General features: G+C 43.7%; 19 protein-coding genes and 1 pseudogene. 4 read left to right on the forward strand and 16 right to left on the reverse strand.

Going from position 1 to position 17,428, the window contains the following annotated elements:
• Positions 1-31: 31 nt before the first annotated feature.
• Entirely contained in the window at positions 32-553 is a 522-nt protein-coding gene (locus tag SporoP33_RS02685) for a PaaI family thioesterase (protein ID WP_369821951.1), read from the reverse strand.
• 125 nt (positions 554-678) lie between these two features.
• Here SporoP33_RS02685 and SporoP33_RS02690 point away from each other — a divergent pair, with 125 nt between their 5' ends.
• Positions 679-1,131: a hypothetical protein gene (locus SporoP33_RS02690; RefSeq protein WP_081242320.1), complete on the forward strand. Its 453-nt coding sequence runs from the start codon at positions 679-681 to the stop codon at positions 1,129-1,131.
• Between the two features lie 79 nt (positions 1,132-1,210).
• On the forward strand, positions 1,211-3,022 hold the full coding sequence (pepF, locus tag SporoP33_RS02695) for an oligoendopeptidase F (protein ID WP_081242321.1): 1,812 nt from the start codon (positions 1,211-1,213) through the stop codon (positions 3,020-3,022).
• A 58-nt stretch (positions 3,023-3,080) separates the two neighbouring features.
• Here the strand turns inward: pepF and SporoP33_RS02700 are convergent, their stop codons facing one another.
• On the reverse strand, positions 3,081-4,106 hold the full coding sequence (locus SporoP33_RS02700) for an LLM class flavin-dependent oxidoreductase (RefSeq protein ID WP_081242322.1): 1,026 nt from the start codon (positions 4,104-4,106) through the stop codon (positions 3,081-3,083).
• Positions 4,103-4,462: a winged helix-turn-helix transcriptional regulator gene (locus tag SporoP33_RS02705; RefSeq protein ID WP_081242323.1), complete on the reverse strand. Its 360-nt coding sequence runs from the start codon at positions 4,460-4,462 to the stop codon at positions 4,103-4,105. The genes SporoP33_RS02700 and SporoP33_RS02705 overlap by 4 nt, the downstream gene beginning before the upstream one ends.
• Positions 4,463-4,596: 134 nt before the next feature.
• Here SporoP33_RS02705 and SporoP33_RS02710 point away from each other — a divergent pair, with 134 nt between their 5' ends.
• Positions 4,597-5,223 carry a nitroreductase family protein gene (locus tag SporoP33_RS02710; RefSeq protein ID WP_081242324.1) on the forward strand — a complete coding sequence of 209 codons (627 nt, stop codon included), beginning with the start codon at positions 4,597-4,599 and terminating at the stop codon, positions 5,221-5,223.
• Between the two features lie 118 nt (positions 5,224-5,341).
• Here SporoP33_RS02710 and SporoP33_RS02715 read toward each other — a convergent pair whose 3' ends face one another.
• Positions 5,342-6,688 (reverse strand): dihydrolipoyl dehydrogenase family protein, encoded by a 1,347-nt coding sequence (locus SporoP33_RS02715; protein WP_081242325.1) that lies wholly within the window; start codon positions 6,686-6,688, stop codon positions 5,342-5,344.
• A gap of 160 nt (positions 6,689-6,848) precedes the next feature.
• On the opposite strand from SporoP33_RS02715, the gene SporoP33_RS02720 reads away from it, so the two are divergent.
• Positions 6,849-7,364: a cupin domain-containing protein gene (locus tag SporoP33_RS02720; protein WP_081242326.1), complete on the forward strand. Its 516-nt coding sequence runs from the start codon at positions 6,849-6,851 to the stop codon at positions 7,362-7,364.
• 362 nt (positions 7,365-7,726) lie between these two features.
• Here the strand turns inward: SporoP33_RS02720 and SporoP33_RS02725 are convergent, their stop codons facing one another.
• The 12 genes and pseudogenes from SporoP33_RS02725 to SporoP33_RS02770 form a co-directional block, all read right to left on the reverse strand.
• Entirely contained in the window at positions 7,727-8,299 is a 573-nt protein-coding gene (locus SporoP33_RS02725) for a class I SAM-dependent methyltransferase (RefSeq protein WP_081242327.1), read from the reverse strand.
• Positions 8,283-8,471 (reverse strand): hypothetical protein, encoded by a 189-nt coding sequence (locus SporoP33_RS16190; protein WP_196796927.1) that lies wholly within the window; start codon positions 8,469-8,471, stop codon positions 8,283-8,285. The genes SporoP33_RS02725 and SporoP33_RS16190 overlap by 17 nt, the downstream gene beginning before the upstream one ends.
• 1 nt (position 8,472) lies before the next feature.
• Positions 8,473-8,592 (reverse strand): annotated as a pseudogene (locus SporoP33_RS15885) (FAD-dependent oxidoreductase); the annotation flags it as partial.
• Positions 8,589-9,011 carry an RrF2 family transcriptional regulator gene (locus SporoP33_RS02730; RefSeq protein ID WP_081242328.1) on the reverse strand — a complete coding sequence of 141 codons (423 nt, stop codon included), beginning with the start codon at positions 9,009-9,011 and terminating at the stop codon, positions 8,589-8,591. The gene SporoP33_RS02730 and the pseudogene SporoP33_RS15885, both read right to left, overlap by 4 nt.
• 454 nt (positions 9,012-9,465) lie before the next feature.
• A complete protein-coding gene (locus SporoP33_RS02735) occupies positions 9,466-10,557 on the reverse strand; it encodes a LolA family protein (RefSeq protein ID WP_081242329.1) in 1,092 nt (363 codons plus the stop codon).
• 22 nt (positions 10,558-10,579) lie between these two features.
• Positions 10,580-12,028, reverse strand: a complete 1,449-nt coding sequence (locus SporoP33_RS02740) for a sensor histidine kinase (protein WP_081242330.1) — start codon at positions 12,026-12,028, stop codon at positions 10,580-10,582.
• On the reverse strand, positions 12,025-12,729 hold the full coding sequence (locus tag SporoP33_RS02745; protein WP_081242331.1) for a response regulator transcription factor: 705 nt from the start codon (positions 12,727-12,729) through the stop codon (positions 12,025-12,027). Before SporoP33_RS02745 ends, SporoP33_RS02740 begins: the two co-directional genes overlap by 4 nt.
• Before the next feature lie 178 nt (positions 12,730-12,907).
• Complete coding sequence (locus SporoP33_RS02750; protein WP_081242332.1) at positions 12,908-13,288, reverse strand: DUF3887 domain-containing protein; 381 nt, start codon at positions 13,286-13,288, stop codon at positions 12,908-12,910.
• Complete coding sequence (locus tag SporoP33_RS02755) at positions 13,285-13,959, reverse strand: YhfC family glutamic-type intramembrane protease (RefSeq protein ID WP_081242333.1); 675 nt, start codon at positions 13,957-13,959, stop codon at positions 13,285-13,287. The genes SporoP33_RS02750 and SporoP33_RS02755 overlap by 4 nt, the downstream gene beginning before the upstream one ends.
• Before the next feature lie 91 nt (positions 13,960-14,050).
• Positions 14,051-14,644, reverse strand: coding sequence for a class I SAM-dependent methyltransferase (locus tag SporoP33_RS02760; RefSeq protein WP_081242334.1), 594 nt, complete (start codon positions 14,642-14,644; stop codon positions 14,051-14,053).
• Between the two features lie 353 nt (positions 14,645-14,997).
• Positions 14,998-15,219: a small, acid-soluble spore protein tlp gene (locus SporoP33_RS02765; RefSeq protein WP_081242335.1), complete on the reverse strand. Its 222-nt coding sequence runs from the start codon at positions 15,217-15,219 to the stop codon at positions 14,998-15,000.
• Positions 15,220-15,312: 93 nt separating this feature from the next.
• Entirely contained in the window at positions 15,313-17,319 is a 2,007-nt protein-coding gene (locus tag SporoP33_RS02770) for an acyltransferase family protein (protein ID WP_081242336.1), read from the reverse strand.
• Between the last annotated feature and the right edge of the window lie 109 nt (positions 17,320-17,428).

Raw genomic sequence — 17,428 nt, forward strand, 5'->3', positions numbered from 1 at the left:
GATCTATTCACACCTTCTCTAGTTGTCTGTTCTACTTCGTGAATGTAGCAGGCATCACTACGCCAATGACTTCTCCAGCGGCGCATAATTCATCTTCTGCAAAAATCTCTATTTCTGCTTTCCACTTTTTCGGATGAATTTCCGTCACCCGTCCGACTGCTTTCAATAGTTTCCCTTGCGGAGTCGGCTTATTGTATGTAATTTGCAATGAAGCCGTTACAAATCGCGGCGGTACAGAACCGTCACCGGGCTCATGACCATTTTTTCGGTGTAAGGCCAGCGAACATGACCCCGTTCCGTGGCAATCCAAAAACGAGGCAAGGAATCCACCGTACACGAAGCCGGGTATTGCTGTATATTTTTCAGGCGGCAGCGTATACGTTACCGTGTGTTCCCCTTCCCAGCCCGTCCTGAAATGGTTTCCCTTCTCATTCAGGCTGCCGCAGCCATAGCACCACGAAAAGTCGTCCGGATAATCATCTTGAATCGCATGCGTCACATATTCTTTCAAATAAACTGCCTCCCTTTTCGTTGAAGTCTCTCTATTATACATTCCGAATATTGAAATATCGACCTAAAACAAAATATCTGTCTGCTGAACGTCTGCCGAGTGCCTATTCAGTCATACCCTTTCATATACTAGTGAGAAACATATTGTTAAGGAAGGGGGAACATCCAATGAAATTTCGTGCGGTTTTATTGGCTTTATTAGTGGCTGGCGGTTTCTATGTCATGATTCAGACAGTTAACGAATCTGCCTCCCGTCCTTTTGATCAATTACAGAAACAACAATTAGATGGCGCGTCGCCTTATTCAACTATTATTTTTAAACAGCCTGGCATTCACGGGCAGACTGCCGTCACCTGGAAAGTGGAACAAATCGATGAAGCCGACCGTTTGCTTCAATTTCTTCAAGCCTATGATTACGAGCGTGTAGATCCGGATACACTGCAATTATTTGATGATCAGCCGCTCTTCACCATTGATCTGCTTGATGAAACGGGCAACCGTATGACTATTCTGATTGAGGAAGGAATTTTAATCCAAAATGACCGCCTTTATTATCAAGTCGTCAATGGTCCTATGCAAGTGGATTGGCTGATGGAATTCATCCTTTCCAATAAACCATAATTTTGTATTGCGGCGAGTTGGTATATTATACTGTAATTAATTCGATAATCGAATAATTGACTTGAAGGAGAGATTCACAGTGGTCAAAAGCTTGCCTAAACGAACAGCTGTAAACGAACAAGAAACGTGGAATCTGAACACGTTATTTGAAGATGAACGGGCTTATCAGCATGCCGTAAAAGATGCAGAAAGTCAGGCGGCTGCTTTTAGCCGGGACTATAAAGGAACTATCACCGATGCGAATTCGGCCATTCGCGCGCTGGATGCATACCGCAGCCTGCAAGAGAAACTCGTGAAAATTTCGAGTTATGCAGAGTTGGCGGCAAGTGTCGATTTGACAGATGATGCAGCGCAAATGAGAGAAAGTCAATTCGGCTCCATTGCTGCAAAAATTGCCAGCCAGACTTCCTTCGTTATGAGCGAATTAACGGAACTGTCTGAGGAAACACTGAAGCAGGCGAGTGAGCAGTCGGATGATTATGCGGCTTTGTTTGAAAAAATCATACGTGAAAAACCATATCAGCTGCATCCCGAAGTAGAGAAAACACTCGCTGCCCTCTCTTCTTCCTTCCAGGCTCCGTATTCGCTTTACAATACAACGAAAATGGCGGATATCCGTTTCCCTGACTTTACAGCCGATGGAAAAAATTATCCGCTGAGCTATGTTTCATTTGAAGGAAAATGGGAGTCTGAACCTGAGACAGCAGTCAGACGGGCAGCTTTCGAAACCTTCTCCGACACGTTACGAAACTATCAGCACACGACTGCAAAAACATATGATATGCATGTGCAGATGGAAAAAACGACCGCTGACCTGCGCGGCTATGACTCGGTTATTGACTATCTATTGATGGAACAGGATGTAGACCGTTCCATGTATAATCGGCAAATCGACGTCATTATGAAAGATCTGGCGCCGCATATGCGAAAGTATGCGAAGCTTCTTCAGAAAATATATGGACTTGACGAAATGACATTTGCCGACTTAAAAATACCGGTTGATCCATCGTATGAGCCATCCATCACAGTGGAAGAGTCGAAACAGTATATGACCGGCGCCCTTTCTGTAATGGGAGAGTATTACCTCGACATGGTCAACCGTGCGTATTCAGAGCGCTGGATTGACTTTGCGCAGAATGAAGGGAAATCTACGGGGGCATTTTGTGCCAGTCCTTATGGCAGCGGGTCGTTCATTTTAATATCATGGACAGGTAGCATGGAAGACGTCTTTGTGCTGGCGCATGAACTGGGTCATGCCGGACACTTCCATCATGCGAACGAGGCGCAAAACCTTTTCAACTCCGAATCCTCACTGTATTTTATCGAAGCACCGTCTACGATGAATGAAATGCTGATGGCCAATCATTTACTGAAGAACTCTAACGACCCGAAATTTAAGCGCTGGGTGCTGTCATCAATCGTATCCCGGACGTACTATCATAACTTCGTCACGCATTTGCTTGAAGCCGCATTCCAGCGTAAAGTGTATGAGCTGGCAGATGCAGGCGGCAACGTCAACGCCTCTATTTTAAATGAATTAAAACGCGGCGTGCTGGAAGAGTTCTGGGGTGACAGTATTACGCTCAATAAAGGTGCGGAATTGACGTGGATGCGGCAGCCGCATTATTATATGGGCTTATATCCGTATACCTACAGTGCCGGACTGACCATCTCCACTGAAATGGCAAAGCGCGTCCTTCATGAAGGTGAACCTGCCGTTAAAGACTGGATCCAGGCGCTGCGTGCAGGCGGCTCCAAAAAACCGGCGGAACTTGCAAAGATGGCAGGAATTGATATCACGACAGAAAAACCGCTGCGCGATACGATTTCCTACATCGGCGAACTGATTGATCAAATTGGAAAACTGACAGAAGAAATTGACGCACAATAACTAAACAAAAAGCATCTGCCGTTCAGGAACGTCTCCTGACTGACAGATGCTTTTTCATTTAGTTCATCAAGTTGCTTAAAATCTCATACGAACGGAGACGGGCTTCATGGTCGAAGATGCCGGAACTGATAATCAGCTCATCCGCCTTTGTCATTTCGATGAAGTCTTCGAGCTGGCGTTTTACAGTGTCAGGCCCCCCGATAATGACAGAAGGCGCTTCACTCTGCTGCGCAACCGCTTCTTTCTCAAACGGCGACCACACGGCGTCTACGTCTTCGATCGGCGGCTGGAACTGTGTCATCTTCCCCTGACGGATATTCAGGAACTGCTGCTGCATCGACGTGGCCAAATAGTGTGCGTGTTCATCAGTATCTGCAGCAATCAGATTCACACCCATCATCGCATAAGGCTCCTGAAGAACTTTCGACGGACGGAAGTTCTGATGATAAAGCTGCAGCGCCTGCATCATATACTGCGGCGCAAAATGACTGGCAAACGAAAATGGCAGTCCAAGCTGCGCGGCCAGCTGTGCACTGAAGCCGCTAGAACCAAGCAGCCAAATAGGAATATCCTGACCTGCCCCCGGAAATGCACGAACCCGGTCTGTTGGGTTGCCGGTGAAATAGTTGCGCAGCTCTTCCAGTTGCTGCGGGAAATCTTCTCCTCCGCTTTGCAGTGTCCGGCGAAGAGCATATGCTGTCGCCTGATCGCTTCCCGGCGCACGGCCTAACCCCAGATCAATACGCCCCGGATACATGGCATCGAGTGTTCCGAACTGTTCCGCTATAACAAGCGGTGCATGATTCGGCAGCATAATGCCGCCTGACCCGACACGAATGTCCTTTGTCATCTGTGCCACATGGCCAATAATGACGGAAGTGGCGGAGCTTGCAACACCCGGCATATTATGATGCTCTGCTAGCCAGTAGCGGTTAAATCCCCATTCTTCTGCATGCTGCGCGAGATCCACACTATTTTTAAATGACTGACCTGCATGACTCCCTTCATTGATCATGGCTAAATCTAATATCGATAACGGAATTCCGCTGCATTGTTTTGCTTGTTCTCTAATCAATTCATTCACTCCTTATAACAGCAGCCGTTTTTCTTCACCCACTCGAAAACGGCCTGAATAATGCCTTCTAATTCTCTTCCTTTTGACGTGAGTTCATACTCCACTTTTCTGACTGTCGGATCGGACTGATTTTTGACTACCAGACCATGCGCTTCCAAGTCACGCAATCGCTCCGTTAAAAGCCGGTCTGATATTCCGTCGATTTCCGATGATAATTCAAAGAACCGTTTCGGTCCGTCTAATAAATGATAAATGATAATTCCCATCCAGCGCTTTCCGATAAACTCGATAGTGTTATGGAAACTGTCACAACTTTTTTGACCTTTAGGATTTACCGACTGAACAAACTCTTCATTCTTCTTCATTAGCAAAACCCCAATCCTGTACTTCTTTCACTTTATCACACCTGCGTTTGACAAACAAGCTTACTAATAGTAATCTTAATAAGAACTTGCTTTTAGTAAGTAAATGAACACTATTCAGCGAGGGAGTTTACAGCATGTCACAAAACTACACAGATTTTTCAGAGTTGATCCGTGCAAGAAAATCGGTCAGAAAATTTGACCCGAATTATAAAATCGGGCAAGAGGAAATTACATCCATGCTCGAGGAAGCGACACTTGCCCCTTCTTCAAGCAATTTGCAGCCATGGAGATTTCTTGTCATTTCGGACCAGGATCTGAAAAAGAAAATCAACCGGTTTTCATTCAATCAAGAACAGATTGAAACTGCATCTGCCATCATCGCAGTGATTGGCGATACAGAGATGTATCATAATATCGATGAGATTTATCTGTCTAATTTAGCCGCAGGAAATATTGATGAAGAACATGTAAAGATTCAAATTCAAAATGCCAAAGGCGCATATCCGAATGCCCCGCTGGAAACGAGACGCGGGATTGCGACATTCGATGCCGGTTTAGTATCCATGCAGCTCATGCTTATTGCAAAGGACAGAGGATATGACACTGTGCCTATGGGCGGATTCGACAAGAAGCAGTTTGCGGAATCATTTGAATTGGAATCCCGCTATGAACCGCTGGTGCTGATTGCATTAGGTAAAGCTGCAGCCCCTGCTTACGGTTCCACCCGGCTGCCGATTGATGCGATTACGACATATATGTAAAAGGAGAGACGGGGAGCGGATTATACTCCCCGTCTTTTTTGTTATGCGGCACTGTCAGATGCTGACTGCCGCAAAAGACCTCTCTGCCCGGCAGACAGAGAGATTCCGCTTCGCCCAGTTACAGCATATACGGTATATCTGAGGCAGACGTCGGATATGCAAAAGGCATTTTTTTCAATTCAATCGTCGGAATCTGGAAACGTATCGCAAGTGCAAAATGATTAATTAATTCATCTGCTTCACCGCTCAATAAATGTGCGCCAAGTATCACGTCTTTTTCCTGATCGATAATTACTTTAAATGCAGCGGCCCCTTCATTGGTATGATTATACGTAAACCACTCTGTTGCATCCTGTGACTTAACGTACACTTTTAATCCTGATTCCTTTGCTTCCTGTTCGCTCATCCCTACTGACGCCAATTTCGGCTCAGTGAAAACAACGGAAGGCACTACAGGATAATCTGGGGTTTTCTGATTTCCTTGTAATAAATTTGCTGCCACGACATGGGACTCTGTCGTAGCAACCGGTGTCAGCGGCGGTGCATCTGTGGAAGCTGCATCCCCCGCCGCGTATACATGCGGATTACTGATGCTCTGCATGAATTTATTAACACTGACCCCCTGTTTATCACGCTGAATATTCGCTGCTTCCAAATCCATATCTAAAGCAGGCACCCGGCCCGCCCCGTGCACAACAAGATCGGCTTTCCACTCCACTTCACGGTCATCTTGTTCACCTTTTACAATCAATGAGCTCCCGCACTTCTCCACTCCATTGACAGGTGTATTCAAATGCACATGAATTCCAATTTCTTCGGAGCGTTTAATCAGCATGTTCACTACATCTTGGTCAAAATGCTTCAGCGTTTTCTCACTTCTGTGCAGAATATGCACTTCTGATCCCGCCCTCGCGGCGATATGCGCGAATTCAAATGAAATAAACCCGCCGCCTATAAATACGATGCGTTTAGGCAAGTGATCCAGCTCCATAAATTCGTCGCTTGCAGTCAGGTATTCTTCACCTGGAATGTTAAGTTTCATCGGTTTAGCACCTGAAGCAATCAGAATATGCTTTCCTTTCAGCACATCCGAACAGACTTTCAGTTCCGTCTCGCTTTGGAAGACTGCTTTTCCGTGGTACACATCCATGCCCAATTTCTTGAACTTTTCTTCTGTATCTTCCGGGACAGATTTTGTGAATGTCCGCTTAAATGTCATTAATTCTGGCCAATTAATTTTACTGTCCCCGTCGATACCTTTTCCGCGCATCCGTTTATTCCAATCAATCAGTTCAGCTGCACCGCCCAGTATCTTTTTCGGATCACAGCCGCGCTGAGAACAGGTGCCTCCAAACGGACGGTCATCGATCATTGCCACACTCCAGCCTGCTTTCCTGCATTTCACCGCAGTAATGGAACCTGCATTTCCTGTTCCAATTACAATCAAGTCATATTCTTTCACCATACTCCATTACCTCCTTCAACTGTAAATACATACGTTGTTTTTGTATTCTGTTATGAAGTACCCTCTATTCCCCTTTATTACACGTGCCAAGAATCATGCCGTCCGCTGCACATTTTATTTGCGGCCGCATACTGTATCAATAATACAGAGGAAAGGTTTGATGAATCTGATCTCACACGAAGCCCAGTACGCAGCGGATTTGAATAAAAGCCCCTTTTTCAAACAAGACGACAAAAACTATATAAACATTGTGAATGTGAAACAGCTGAATACACTGGACAATGTATCCATGCTGGATATATTTCTCGCCAAAGACCATATAATCGAACCTCATTATCATCCAAATGGTGATGAGCTGACCTATTGTGTATCAGGCGCTGCGACGATCTCTATAATGAATATCTCAACGAAAGAATTCCAGCACTACCGAATTACTCCCGGCCAGGTAGTCAATATCCCCCAGGGCTGGTGGCATTACCAAATCGCACATTCGGATGACACGCACCTGCAGGGAATTTTCAATACCGGCACACCCGAAGTCGTATTAGGTTCCGATATCTTAACTGCCACACCCGCTGATGTCTTCGCTTATTCCTATGGCCTCGATGCAGAACAATGGAAGGCCGCGGTTCAGAATATTCCCCCTTCCCAGCTGATTGGTCCGCCTGCTGTGTAAATTTGCAGCGCTGTTGCAAATTTGAACTACAAAAAAGGATATCCCTGGAAGTACTGAACCTTCCGGATATCCTTTTTCTATGATTCTGTCTTGCCAATCTGACATACGTTCTGAAACATTTGTTACACCTAACACTTTTAACAAGAATTTATTAAATAATATTATGAATAAAACAAACAGAAACACCATAAAAGGTAGTTTTCAACTCTACTTTTTATGGTGCAGGGCCAAAAGGGATCCAGTTTCCCGCTGGAGTCGCTGGCTGCAACATGGATCTTCCTTTTGTATATTTGGTGCAGAAAACTTCGGTTAATTAAATACTTCATAGACCCTCGTTATCCATATTAGGAATAAAAAATTGGTTAATTCATTTTCCTGACAACAAGTGCATACAAAGATTCTGACGGGAAGAATTTCTCTGTTACTTGGAATCCTGCTTCCCTCATATCCCGTTCCATTCCTTCCATTGTAACTCTTGGAGCTCTTCCGGAACTTCCTTTTGGTTCAAGTTCAAGACAGACCAGATATCCATCACTCGTAAGCAGATTCTTCATTTGCTTTAGGACGGGTACCAACGACTTGATTTCATGAAGTACGAGAGATGCGATGATAATATCGATAGAGCTATCCGTTACAGGCAGCGATTCCATGCTTCCGGCTATCGGCACAATATTCGTAAGTTGTTTCTCAGCTGCTCTTTCCTTTATAAGTTCCACCATGTCAGCGTCCTGATCGAGCGCATATACATTTCCTTTTGTTCTTTCGGCTGCAGAGATAGTAAAATAGCCGGTTCCAGCACCGAAGTCCAATATAGTGTCCGTTTCTTTTACAGAAATGCTATTAAACAGCTTTTCCGGAGAAAATTCTTTTCTTCTTTCGGCACTTTCCAAATAGGATACTTTTCCTTTGTGATGCTTGCTATGTGAGTGGTGCATGTGAACCCTCCTCTTTATTTTTAACGTGCTGTTTTTCCTCGTTAAATTTCTCCTTTATAAGTGCTGCGTTGACAGCTATGGCGGCCATCGAACCTTCTCCCGCTGCAACGATCAATTGAGACGGACGGGCAATGCATACTGTTATCCCATCCTCAAGTTCGATTTTTTCCAACTACAGCATTTCTCGGCTTGTTATCATCAAACAGGATCGTCTTCCGTCTAGATCTGCCAAGGACGAGCGCGGCATTCAGACCAGCCGGTCCCCCTCCAATCACAGCGCAGTCCAATATCATTGCTGCATTCCCTTATCATTTATATGCCTCGCTTCCGCCTCTTTTGCAATATCGATTAGAAGCTTCAATGACAGTTCATTTCTCATATGATCTTCGGCCTCTCTCATAACATTTTCAATCAAGCAGCCTTCATGATGAATCGAGCAGTCAAACAAGCTATTATTTCCTTCAATGGCATTGATCACATCTAAAAAAGATATTTCATGCTTGAGTCGAGCTATTTTGTATCCGCCCTTCGCACCCGGCGTCGAATGAATCAAACCTGCTTTCGTAAGTTTCGTCAATATTTTGGACAAATACGTCGGGGACAGGTGCTGCATTTCAGCTAATTCCTGCACGCCGACAGAACTGCCCTCAGGCTGCAGCATAATATGGACCGTCGTATGCAATGCGTAGCCTGTCGCTTTTGAATATCTCATGATCTTCTCTCCTCTCAGACAAAAGGGTATTATAGACACCTGATATCTGCAATGTAGTTAATTGTATTCTTGCTCACTAATAAAGTCAACATAAAAAGGTGCCAAGCGAAGACAATCCACTGAATCGTCTTTGCTCAGAACCCTCATTGACCAGTAAACCCTATGTCTAACACTTATATTTGCTCAAGATCTGTTTCGGATTATGGTCCGTTTGTTGAATACAGTTCTTAGTGAAGTTTAATCTAATTAGTACAAAATAATATTACTCGGGCAGCAACGACAGACGAAAATTACGGACATCAGACAAAAGGAATAGAAAAAAGGCCTCTCACCAATTAAATAAATTGATGAAAGACCTTCAAGATTTGCAGTGATTTAACTGGCGCTTATTACCATGTTATGAGAAGAAGTTCTCTAACCCATGGCCAATCAAGGGGTTATAGTTTTTCTTATATCATTCTGCCCGTTCCATATCCTGCGCCCATTCAATCACTTCTTCAAACGTTACATCGGGATCATTCAGTAAAATGGAGTAGCTGATTCCTTCTTCATTCCAGAATAAACTGCGGAATCCTTCCATTTCTATCATCGTTCCTTCGATGCCCCGAACTTCTACTGGTTCTTCGCCCGGCATCTTAAGATCATCGCCTTCAGAATCTTCGGGTGTTTTAAATAACGAAAGGGACAGCAGCGGGGTATCATCTCTGACATAATTTATATTGATTTCCACCCTGTTCAGTTCAGCTGTTAAGTCATCCATCCCAATCTGCTCTATTTTTCTGCCATCTTCTTCAGAGAAATAGAGTACCGGCTGACCTACATGCTGTGCCGCTTCTTCTAATGAAACTTCTTCCGATTCATACATTTCATCAATGTTTTGGATGTCTATTCCTTCGGGTATTTCAATTGAAAATATATTGTCCTGGAAGTCCTTACCGAATTCAATTTTCGTATACTCCAAATCTATTTGATGGTCTCCTGAAGCAGAGATCGATTTTAAGACAAACCAATTCTCTTTATCAACCCACAGCTCCTGATCACCGAACAACGTATTTTTTTCATTCGCTTTCGCCACTAGATGATAGGCAGCTCGCCCGGCTATTTTTTCTTCCCCATCAATGGAAATGGTGTGAGTATCGCCGATCATTTTTAATAATTGATGTGCTTGATCTTTTGGGGAAGGAGCCAAAGCGGTTACCGCTTCTCCATCTTTACTGATCATTGCCTGATGCAAACTTTCTTGATACATCGTAATGGTCTTTCCGTCGTTCACTGTCACAGCATGTTCTTCTGCAGCAGCACCAGTAGTTTCCACTTTGAATTTCCCGTCTTTACTGCGCCATTCTTTCAATTGTATATTTCCTTCTTCCTCGGTCATGTTCATCGTAGCTTCACCGTAATAAGATAAAGGTTCTTCGTTTTCTTTCATTGCATTGTTAATCACTTGCTCAGGCGAATATTGATTGTCTTCAGATGAACAGGCGACCAGCCCTAGCGACAAGATGGCAACAGTTGCCCCGGCCAACAGTTTCTTTACATTTTTCATTCCACTCGACTCCTTTTCATTGTTAAAGTACTTTCGGCAGCCGGCAAATTACACATGTGCCGACCAACTCTTTAGAAAACAGCTGTACATCTCCGTTATGTTTTTCCATCATCTGCTTCGCGATACTCAGCCCTAATCCTGTGCCATGTGCAGGTTTTTTGTTCCTGGACCTGTCTGCCTGATAGAGTGGATTGAAAATGAATTCTATCTGCTCTTCAGCAATCCCTTTACCTTCATTTTGAACGATTACATAGACATTCTCCCGGAAATCAAACGTATAAACGGCTGCCACAAATTCAAACAGCCAATCTGCTGATTGCTCGGATAAAGCAGCAATCCAAATCTTGCCGCCGGTTTCCGTATGATGGATTGCATTGGTCATCAGATTATCCACGACTCGCACTAGTTGTTTCGGATTCACCGCATACTCCCCTGTTACATTAGCTGAAGAGCAAAGTTGAATTTGCTTGTGTCGGCATAATGGTTCATAATCCGAAACGAGCATATCAAAAAATTCACTGCCGTCTACTGCAGTCCGCTCCATTTCATAGGAAGGTGACTGAAGCAATGTGAACATCAATAGATCGTCGAGCATTTGTTTCATAAAATTCGACTTTTCAATAATGATTTGCCGGTACTCACCTTTTTCTTCATCTGTGAGCTTTTCATTTAATTCAAGGGATTCTGCATAGGCCCGAATGGATGTCAACGGTGTTTTCAAGTCATGTGATATGGCCGCAATCATATACTCTCTCTCTTGCTGATCTTTTTCTATCAATCTTCTGGCTTCCACTATTTTTTTCTGCATATCATAAAAATGTTGCTGCAACTGTCCGATTTCATCTTGTGCGGTGACTTTTTCATGCGAAGGTTGATGACCTCGTGCAAAAGCTGTCATTTCATTTTGTAAATTCGTCAGTCTGCGGTTTACTTTTCGATTGACGAATAGCGCCACCGATGCATAAAGGAGAATAAACAGAACTGAAAACAGAATCATCGTCCATTTCGTTCTCTTACTGACCGCTTCCACCCATCCTTCGCGCGCCAACTCAATTTGATAAAAACCGGCCAGCTTGCCTTTGTCGAATACGGGGGCTTTGTAACGGTGCGACCGGAAATTTTGCTGCAGTGAAAACAAATCTTCGTACAAGCTTTCCCGATTCACCGGTACCGCTACAGTCTGCACCGGGCTGGATGAATAGAGCACAAGACCATTATGATTAAAAAGCTGGATCGACAGCTTGTCATTGGCCAGACGTGCCACTTCATCGAATGTTGAGCCTGTTTGATACAGGGCAGGATCATCCAGTACCCGTTGGATGTCTTTCATTTCCACGGTGGTGGTGAAAAACTCCTTCACTTTTTGATCTTCATTGTAGTCATTGATCCATGCGAACAATAGGTAAGCGAGAAGCAGCGGCAGCGCCATTACAAGTAAATAAGAAGACAGCAGCCATGTTTTCAGCTTCATAGACGTTCTCCAATGAAGCGATAGCCTGAACCCCATACCGTCTGAATGAATAGCGGCGCTTTTACAGGATCGCCAAGTTTTCTGCGGAGCGACTTAATATGAACGGTCACAGTATGCGCATCTTCAGCGTCTACTTGATTCCATACATGCTCATACAATTCTTTTTTGGAGAAAACACGCTCGGAATTTCGTGCCAGCACTTTTAATAAATCAAATTCGGTAACCGTCAGCTTTATTTCCTCGGTTGCTTTCAACACTTTATGCTGATCCCAAAAGATGGTCAGCCCGTGAGTGTAACATGTTTTATTCTCAATTGTGGCATCCTCTCCGTTATACCGCTTCCATCTTCTAAGCTGTGACTGAATGCGTGCGCTTAATTCTGTTAAACTGAAAGGCTTTTCTACATAATCATCTGCTCCGAGCTGCAAACCTTCCACTTTGTCACCATCTTCCGTTCTGGCGCTGATAATAATGATCGGCACGTCACTTTCCCACCGAATATTTTGGCAGAGTGTAAAACCATCCATCTCAGGAAGCATCAAATCTACCAGAACGAGATCATAACTTCCTTGCTGGAAATCTTCCCATCCTTCCAGACCCGTGGTGGCCCATGTTACTTCATGATCTTCCGCACGCAGCATGTCTTGGATTACGCGGGCAATTTCAGGATCGTCTTCTACAAGTAATAGATGTGCTGACATGTTGAACTCCTCCTGTATTCATAATATATCACGCAATAATTTCATTTCTTTCAATTTTATAAAGTCTTTATATTTAGCTATTATCTTATCTGATCAGATGATTCTACGAATGAAACTATAGAAAAAGCTCCAACAGGAAGGGACATCCTTCTGTCAGAGCTCACTTATAACAATGGATTTATTTAACGAAGAAACCGGCCACTTGTTGCTTGTCGTCAAATGTAATCGTGTAGACTCTATTGTCCTCACTGTACTGTGCAGCGATAGTCGCAACGAAGTACTGTTCTTTTTTAGCGACAGATTCTTTTTCAAAACTGACAAATTCGCCCGATTCTTTTACGATATCCGCCACTTCCTGCAGCTGTCCGACCGACAAAGCATCTTTCATGGTTGCATCAAACATCGTGCGCATTTCCTCAAATTTCTCTTCATTTAATAATGTGATAACTTCTTTTGACTTTTCAATATACTCTTCGGCTGCTGATTCATCCACTTTAGCTGCGCCGCATGCAGCGAGCAGAAAAATCGCAGACAGTATAAGCGCTGCAAATTTCTTCATTCGATGACTTCCTTCCTTTTAATCAAGATGCACCAGATAAACAAACTGACAGATACTATCGCAAGAATGCTCTCCACTGATAGTATCATATACTCTCTTGGAATAAACAATGGCAATATGCCAATCATTGCATCAATGCCGGTATGTACAGCAATAGCTAGGATTAAATAGAGTAAACGATTACGCGTCACGGCCTGCAAAACTAAGATAGACAGGCCGATATGTAACAATATCGCAAAAAATCGCTCGACTCCCGCTATTGCCGGCATTCCAGCATCACCTGCCGTCAAGTACATCGTCGCGATGGGAATGCCGACCAGTATGACGGATTCAATCCCCCCATGCCCCGCTCCAAATAAAAATCCGGACAGCCAGTCTCTTTGTTTCATGAAATATCTGATGGCTGCATAACGTGCCGCCTCTTCCGCTAAGGCAGCAGAAAGCCCAAGGCCGATTGCATACCAGATTGGATGCTGACTGCTGAAAAACAGATAATCGATGCTGTTTTTCTCCAGATAGCCTAAAAGCGGGAGCCGAAGGAAGAGCTGTGAAACAGTAAATGCCAGAACGCCCAGTAAAAAAGGAATCCATCGTCGTGTATAGACTGCATATATACACAGTAACAACGGCAGTCCGATCGTTATAATACATGAGAATATATATCCTGCCATTTCGATTTTCCCCCATCCTTCATCATCTGATCCCGCTTAGTCTTTGTATTATTTCATAACCGGCAAATTGCTGGACGGTATAGGCGTACTTTCACTTCCTGTTTCTGCATGCAATAGATAAAAACAAACCGGAATATAGTGATTCCACATGTTCTGTATAAAGTCCAGAATCAGAAATAATAGATAACGTATCCCGGTTTATTTGGCATCCATCACAAATCTTTTCCCAAAACGGGTTCAGAATATCCTGTAATTTTGCCAGTGTTTTCTGCTTCATTTGTACATGTTCAAAAAATAAAACCGCGGCATCCGGTTTGCTGACCCGCTGAATTTCTTCTAGTGCACGGACTGGATCAGGAATTGTACAAAAAACCAATGTGGCAATGACTGTATCAAACGTATCATCTGCAAATGGCAATAATTCTGCCGATGCTTCATATAATGTAATCGGAACCCGGGCATTTCGTCCGCGGCTGACACCTCTTCGGCTCATTTGCGGATTCGGTTCAACAGCCGCCACTTGTTTTGCTTTTTGATAGTACGGAAGATTAATGCCTGTACCCGACCCAATTTCAAGGACCGTGCCTTCAGCATTCCGCACCAGTTCTGTACGTATTTTTTTAAAGCGTGTCGCTTCCAGCGGCTTCATCGCGATATCGTAAATTCTTGGAAACAAATAACTCATCATCAGGACTCCTTTTGGTTCATTCATTCTGTCAGTGGATTGTTTTATGTAATGACTGCGCACTTATGAACTTCTTCACCGATACTTTTTCTAAAACACTTGCTGTCCGCTGCAGCACTGTTTCCTATCAGTATAGTATTTCATACAAAATAAGGAATTCAGGAGGATTATATATATTGTACCGTATTCGGATGAAGCATTCCTCCTTATAATGCACAAACGTTAGTTACACAGATACTTCTCTATCTGTACAGCAGACGGCCTTCAGTCCCTTTTTTACTTATAAACCGCAATAAACAGAAAAAACCCTCGCTTTCAAAGCGAGGGCCGAACTGCTAATTTAAGTGAATAGTTTACAGGTAGCCATTAATTCTGGATTTATCTTCTTCACTGATTTCTTCTTTTAAATCCTCAATACTTTCAGCTCTGCGTTCATTTTTCTTTTGAATCCGCTCCAGCTCTTTGCCTTCAGCAAACTTCATCGCATCCTCCGCGGCTTCCATATTGCTGATCGTTTTTTTCAATCTCTTTTTATTATCAGCAGGATCATTCGGTTTCGGATAATTTTTCGCCATCACAGACACTCCTTTATGAGTATTTTGCTTCTGTAAGATAGCTTTCCCAAAACGTGTTCAACTATACGGAACCATCCATGACTAACTATCGAGTTAACGCGCTGATGTTTTATCTAAACTGTCGAATGCTTGCTGCAGCGGAATTTTTAATGCGGGAGCAAGCGTCTTTGAATATTCAGCCGTAAGATGGTTATCATCACGATATACGATAACGTTTCCTATTACCGGATAACAAGTCGTGTCATCACAGAAATAATCGGTTAGGTCAGCAAAAAACACATTCGACGGAATGCCTTCAGTGACTTCCCATGGCACTTCTTTGGAGACACCCTGATCTCGCGTTACCGCGCATTCCAGCGGATCTTCCGCCTGTTCCAAACAAACTGGAACTACTTTTTTCATCCGCGGATTATCACGGATTGCAAACACAGTCGTAATTCCTTCAAGCTTTTTCCATTGATTAATGAACCCTTGCGGCACTTCCGGGTGTTTATTCACTGTCGACGTGGTAAAGACGAGATCAGGCGGATTTTCTGTCAGCACATCGATTAAATTTTCATTCCATGGCAAACACTCTTCCGTTAAACTTCCGCTTGGGTCTTCATCAGTAAAGCGGCATCCGTCATGGCTGTACAAATCAATGGTGAAGTTCATCTCTTCCGCCAGTTCTTCTAATGCCGGAAACCAATGACCGGAATGAGATCCGCCCACAAGTGCTATGGTGAAATCAGCATCTTCCAAAACGCCATAAGAGCACTTTCTGACTTCTGTCCGATTAACCGACTGACATTCTAAATCCTCATAAAAAGCAGGTAAATCCGTTTTGATTCGTGACGGCGGCGGTATGGGATCTACATCTGTCGGCGTATTCGTCTCATAGAGCACGGATTGTGCGCCCGGATAGTCAGTATCGGAAATGAGTTCCGAGCTCGCTGTAGCCTTTTCGATATACGCGGAAATCGTGAAGATGGAAGCACATGTGAGCACAAACATGGCAGTCAGCACAACGACTAAATTCCCTTTATTCTGCTCTCTGTCCATTTTAAGCACCGGTTTCTCCACTAGCTTAGTCGTAACGATGGAGAGTAAAATGGTAACAAGTAACAGAAGAATCCCATCCATGACAGGAACCGTTTCGATTTCCATATACGAACGGTAGAAAATCAGCAGCGGCCAATGCCATAAATAAATTCCATACGTCAGACTCCCTAAATAAAGTAATGGTTTGACCGCAAGGAATCGATTGACTCCAATTACCGTAATACTTTCAGAAGCAATCAGTATGAGCAGCACACCGCTTATAGGAAGCAGGGCCAAGTATCCCGGAAACACCGTCGATACAGGCACGATAATTCCCGTGAAACAAATAATCAGCAATCCGAGCCATCCCAGTGCAATACTGATTCGTTTAGTAAAAAATAAATACGGAGACAGTAAAGCGAAGATCCCGCCGACACTAAATTCCCACATCCTGGTGAATGAATGAAAATACGCAAATGGCTGATTGATGTTCGTCTGATAAATTGAATAGGCTATCGAACAGACGAATACGACAATCAATGAGCCGAGCAATGTTTTGCGCACAGGTGTTTTCCAAACTTTACGCGCAAGACCGTAAACGGCAGCAAGCAAGATTGGCCAGATAATATAAAATTGACCCTGAACACTCAATGACCAAAAATGCTGAAACGGACTGGCTGAATTGTCCCGGGCCAAATAATCGACTGAATCCAGAGCCAGCCGCCAGTTTTCATAATAGAAAGTAGAAGCCATCATATGTGCTATAATTTCTCCCCACTCAAACTGCGGAAGAAAAATGACTGCACAAACTCCAGTGAAAATGATGATGATGATAGCCTGCGGGAACAACCTTCTCGTTAAATGCAGAAAATAATCGGCAAAATTCACACTGCCGTTTTTTTCAATTCGCGACAAAATGGAAAGTGTCATCAGGTATCCTGATAACACGAAGAATACATCGATGCCGCCTGATACTTTGCCGAACCATATATGATACACAGCAATCAGTAATGTCGCGATGGTTCGTACACCTTCAATTTCAGGGCGAAATCTTTTTTTAGGCAACTTCAGATCTTTCATAAACTTCCCCCAATTAAACCATCTCTTTTAAGTATAAATGCATTGTCTACTATATCATAAATCTTTTCTTAGTTTACAATACATTTACGATCTGACGAATCCATGCACT

Source organism: Sporosarcina sp. P33, assembly GCF_002077155.1.
Classification (GTDB): domain Bacteria; phylum Bacillota; class Bacilli; order Bacillales_A; family Planococcaceae; genus Sporosarcina.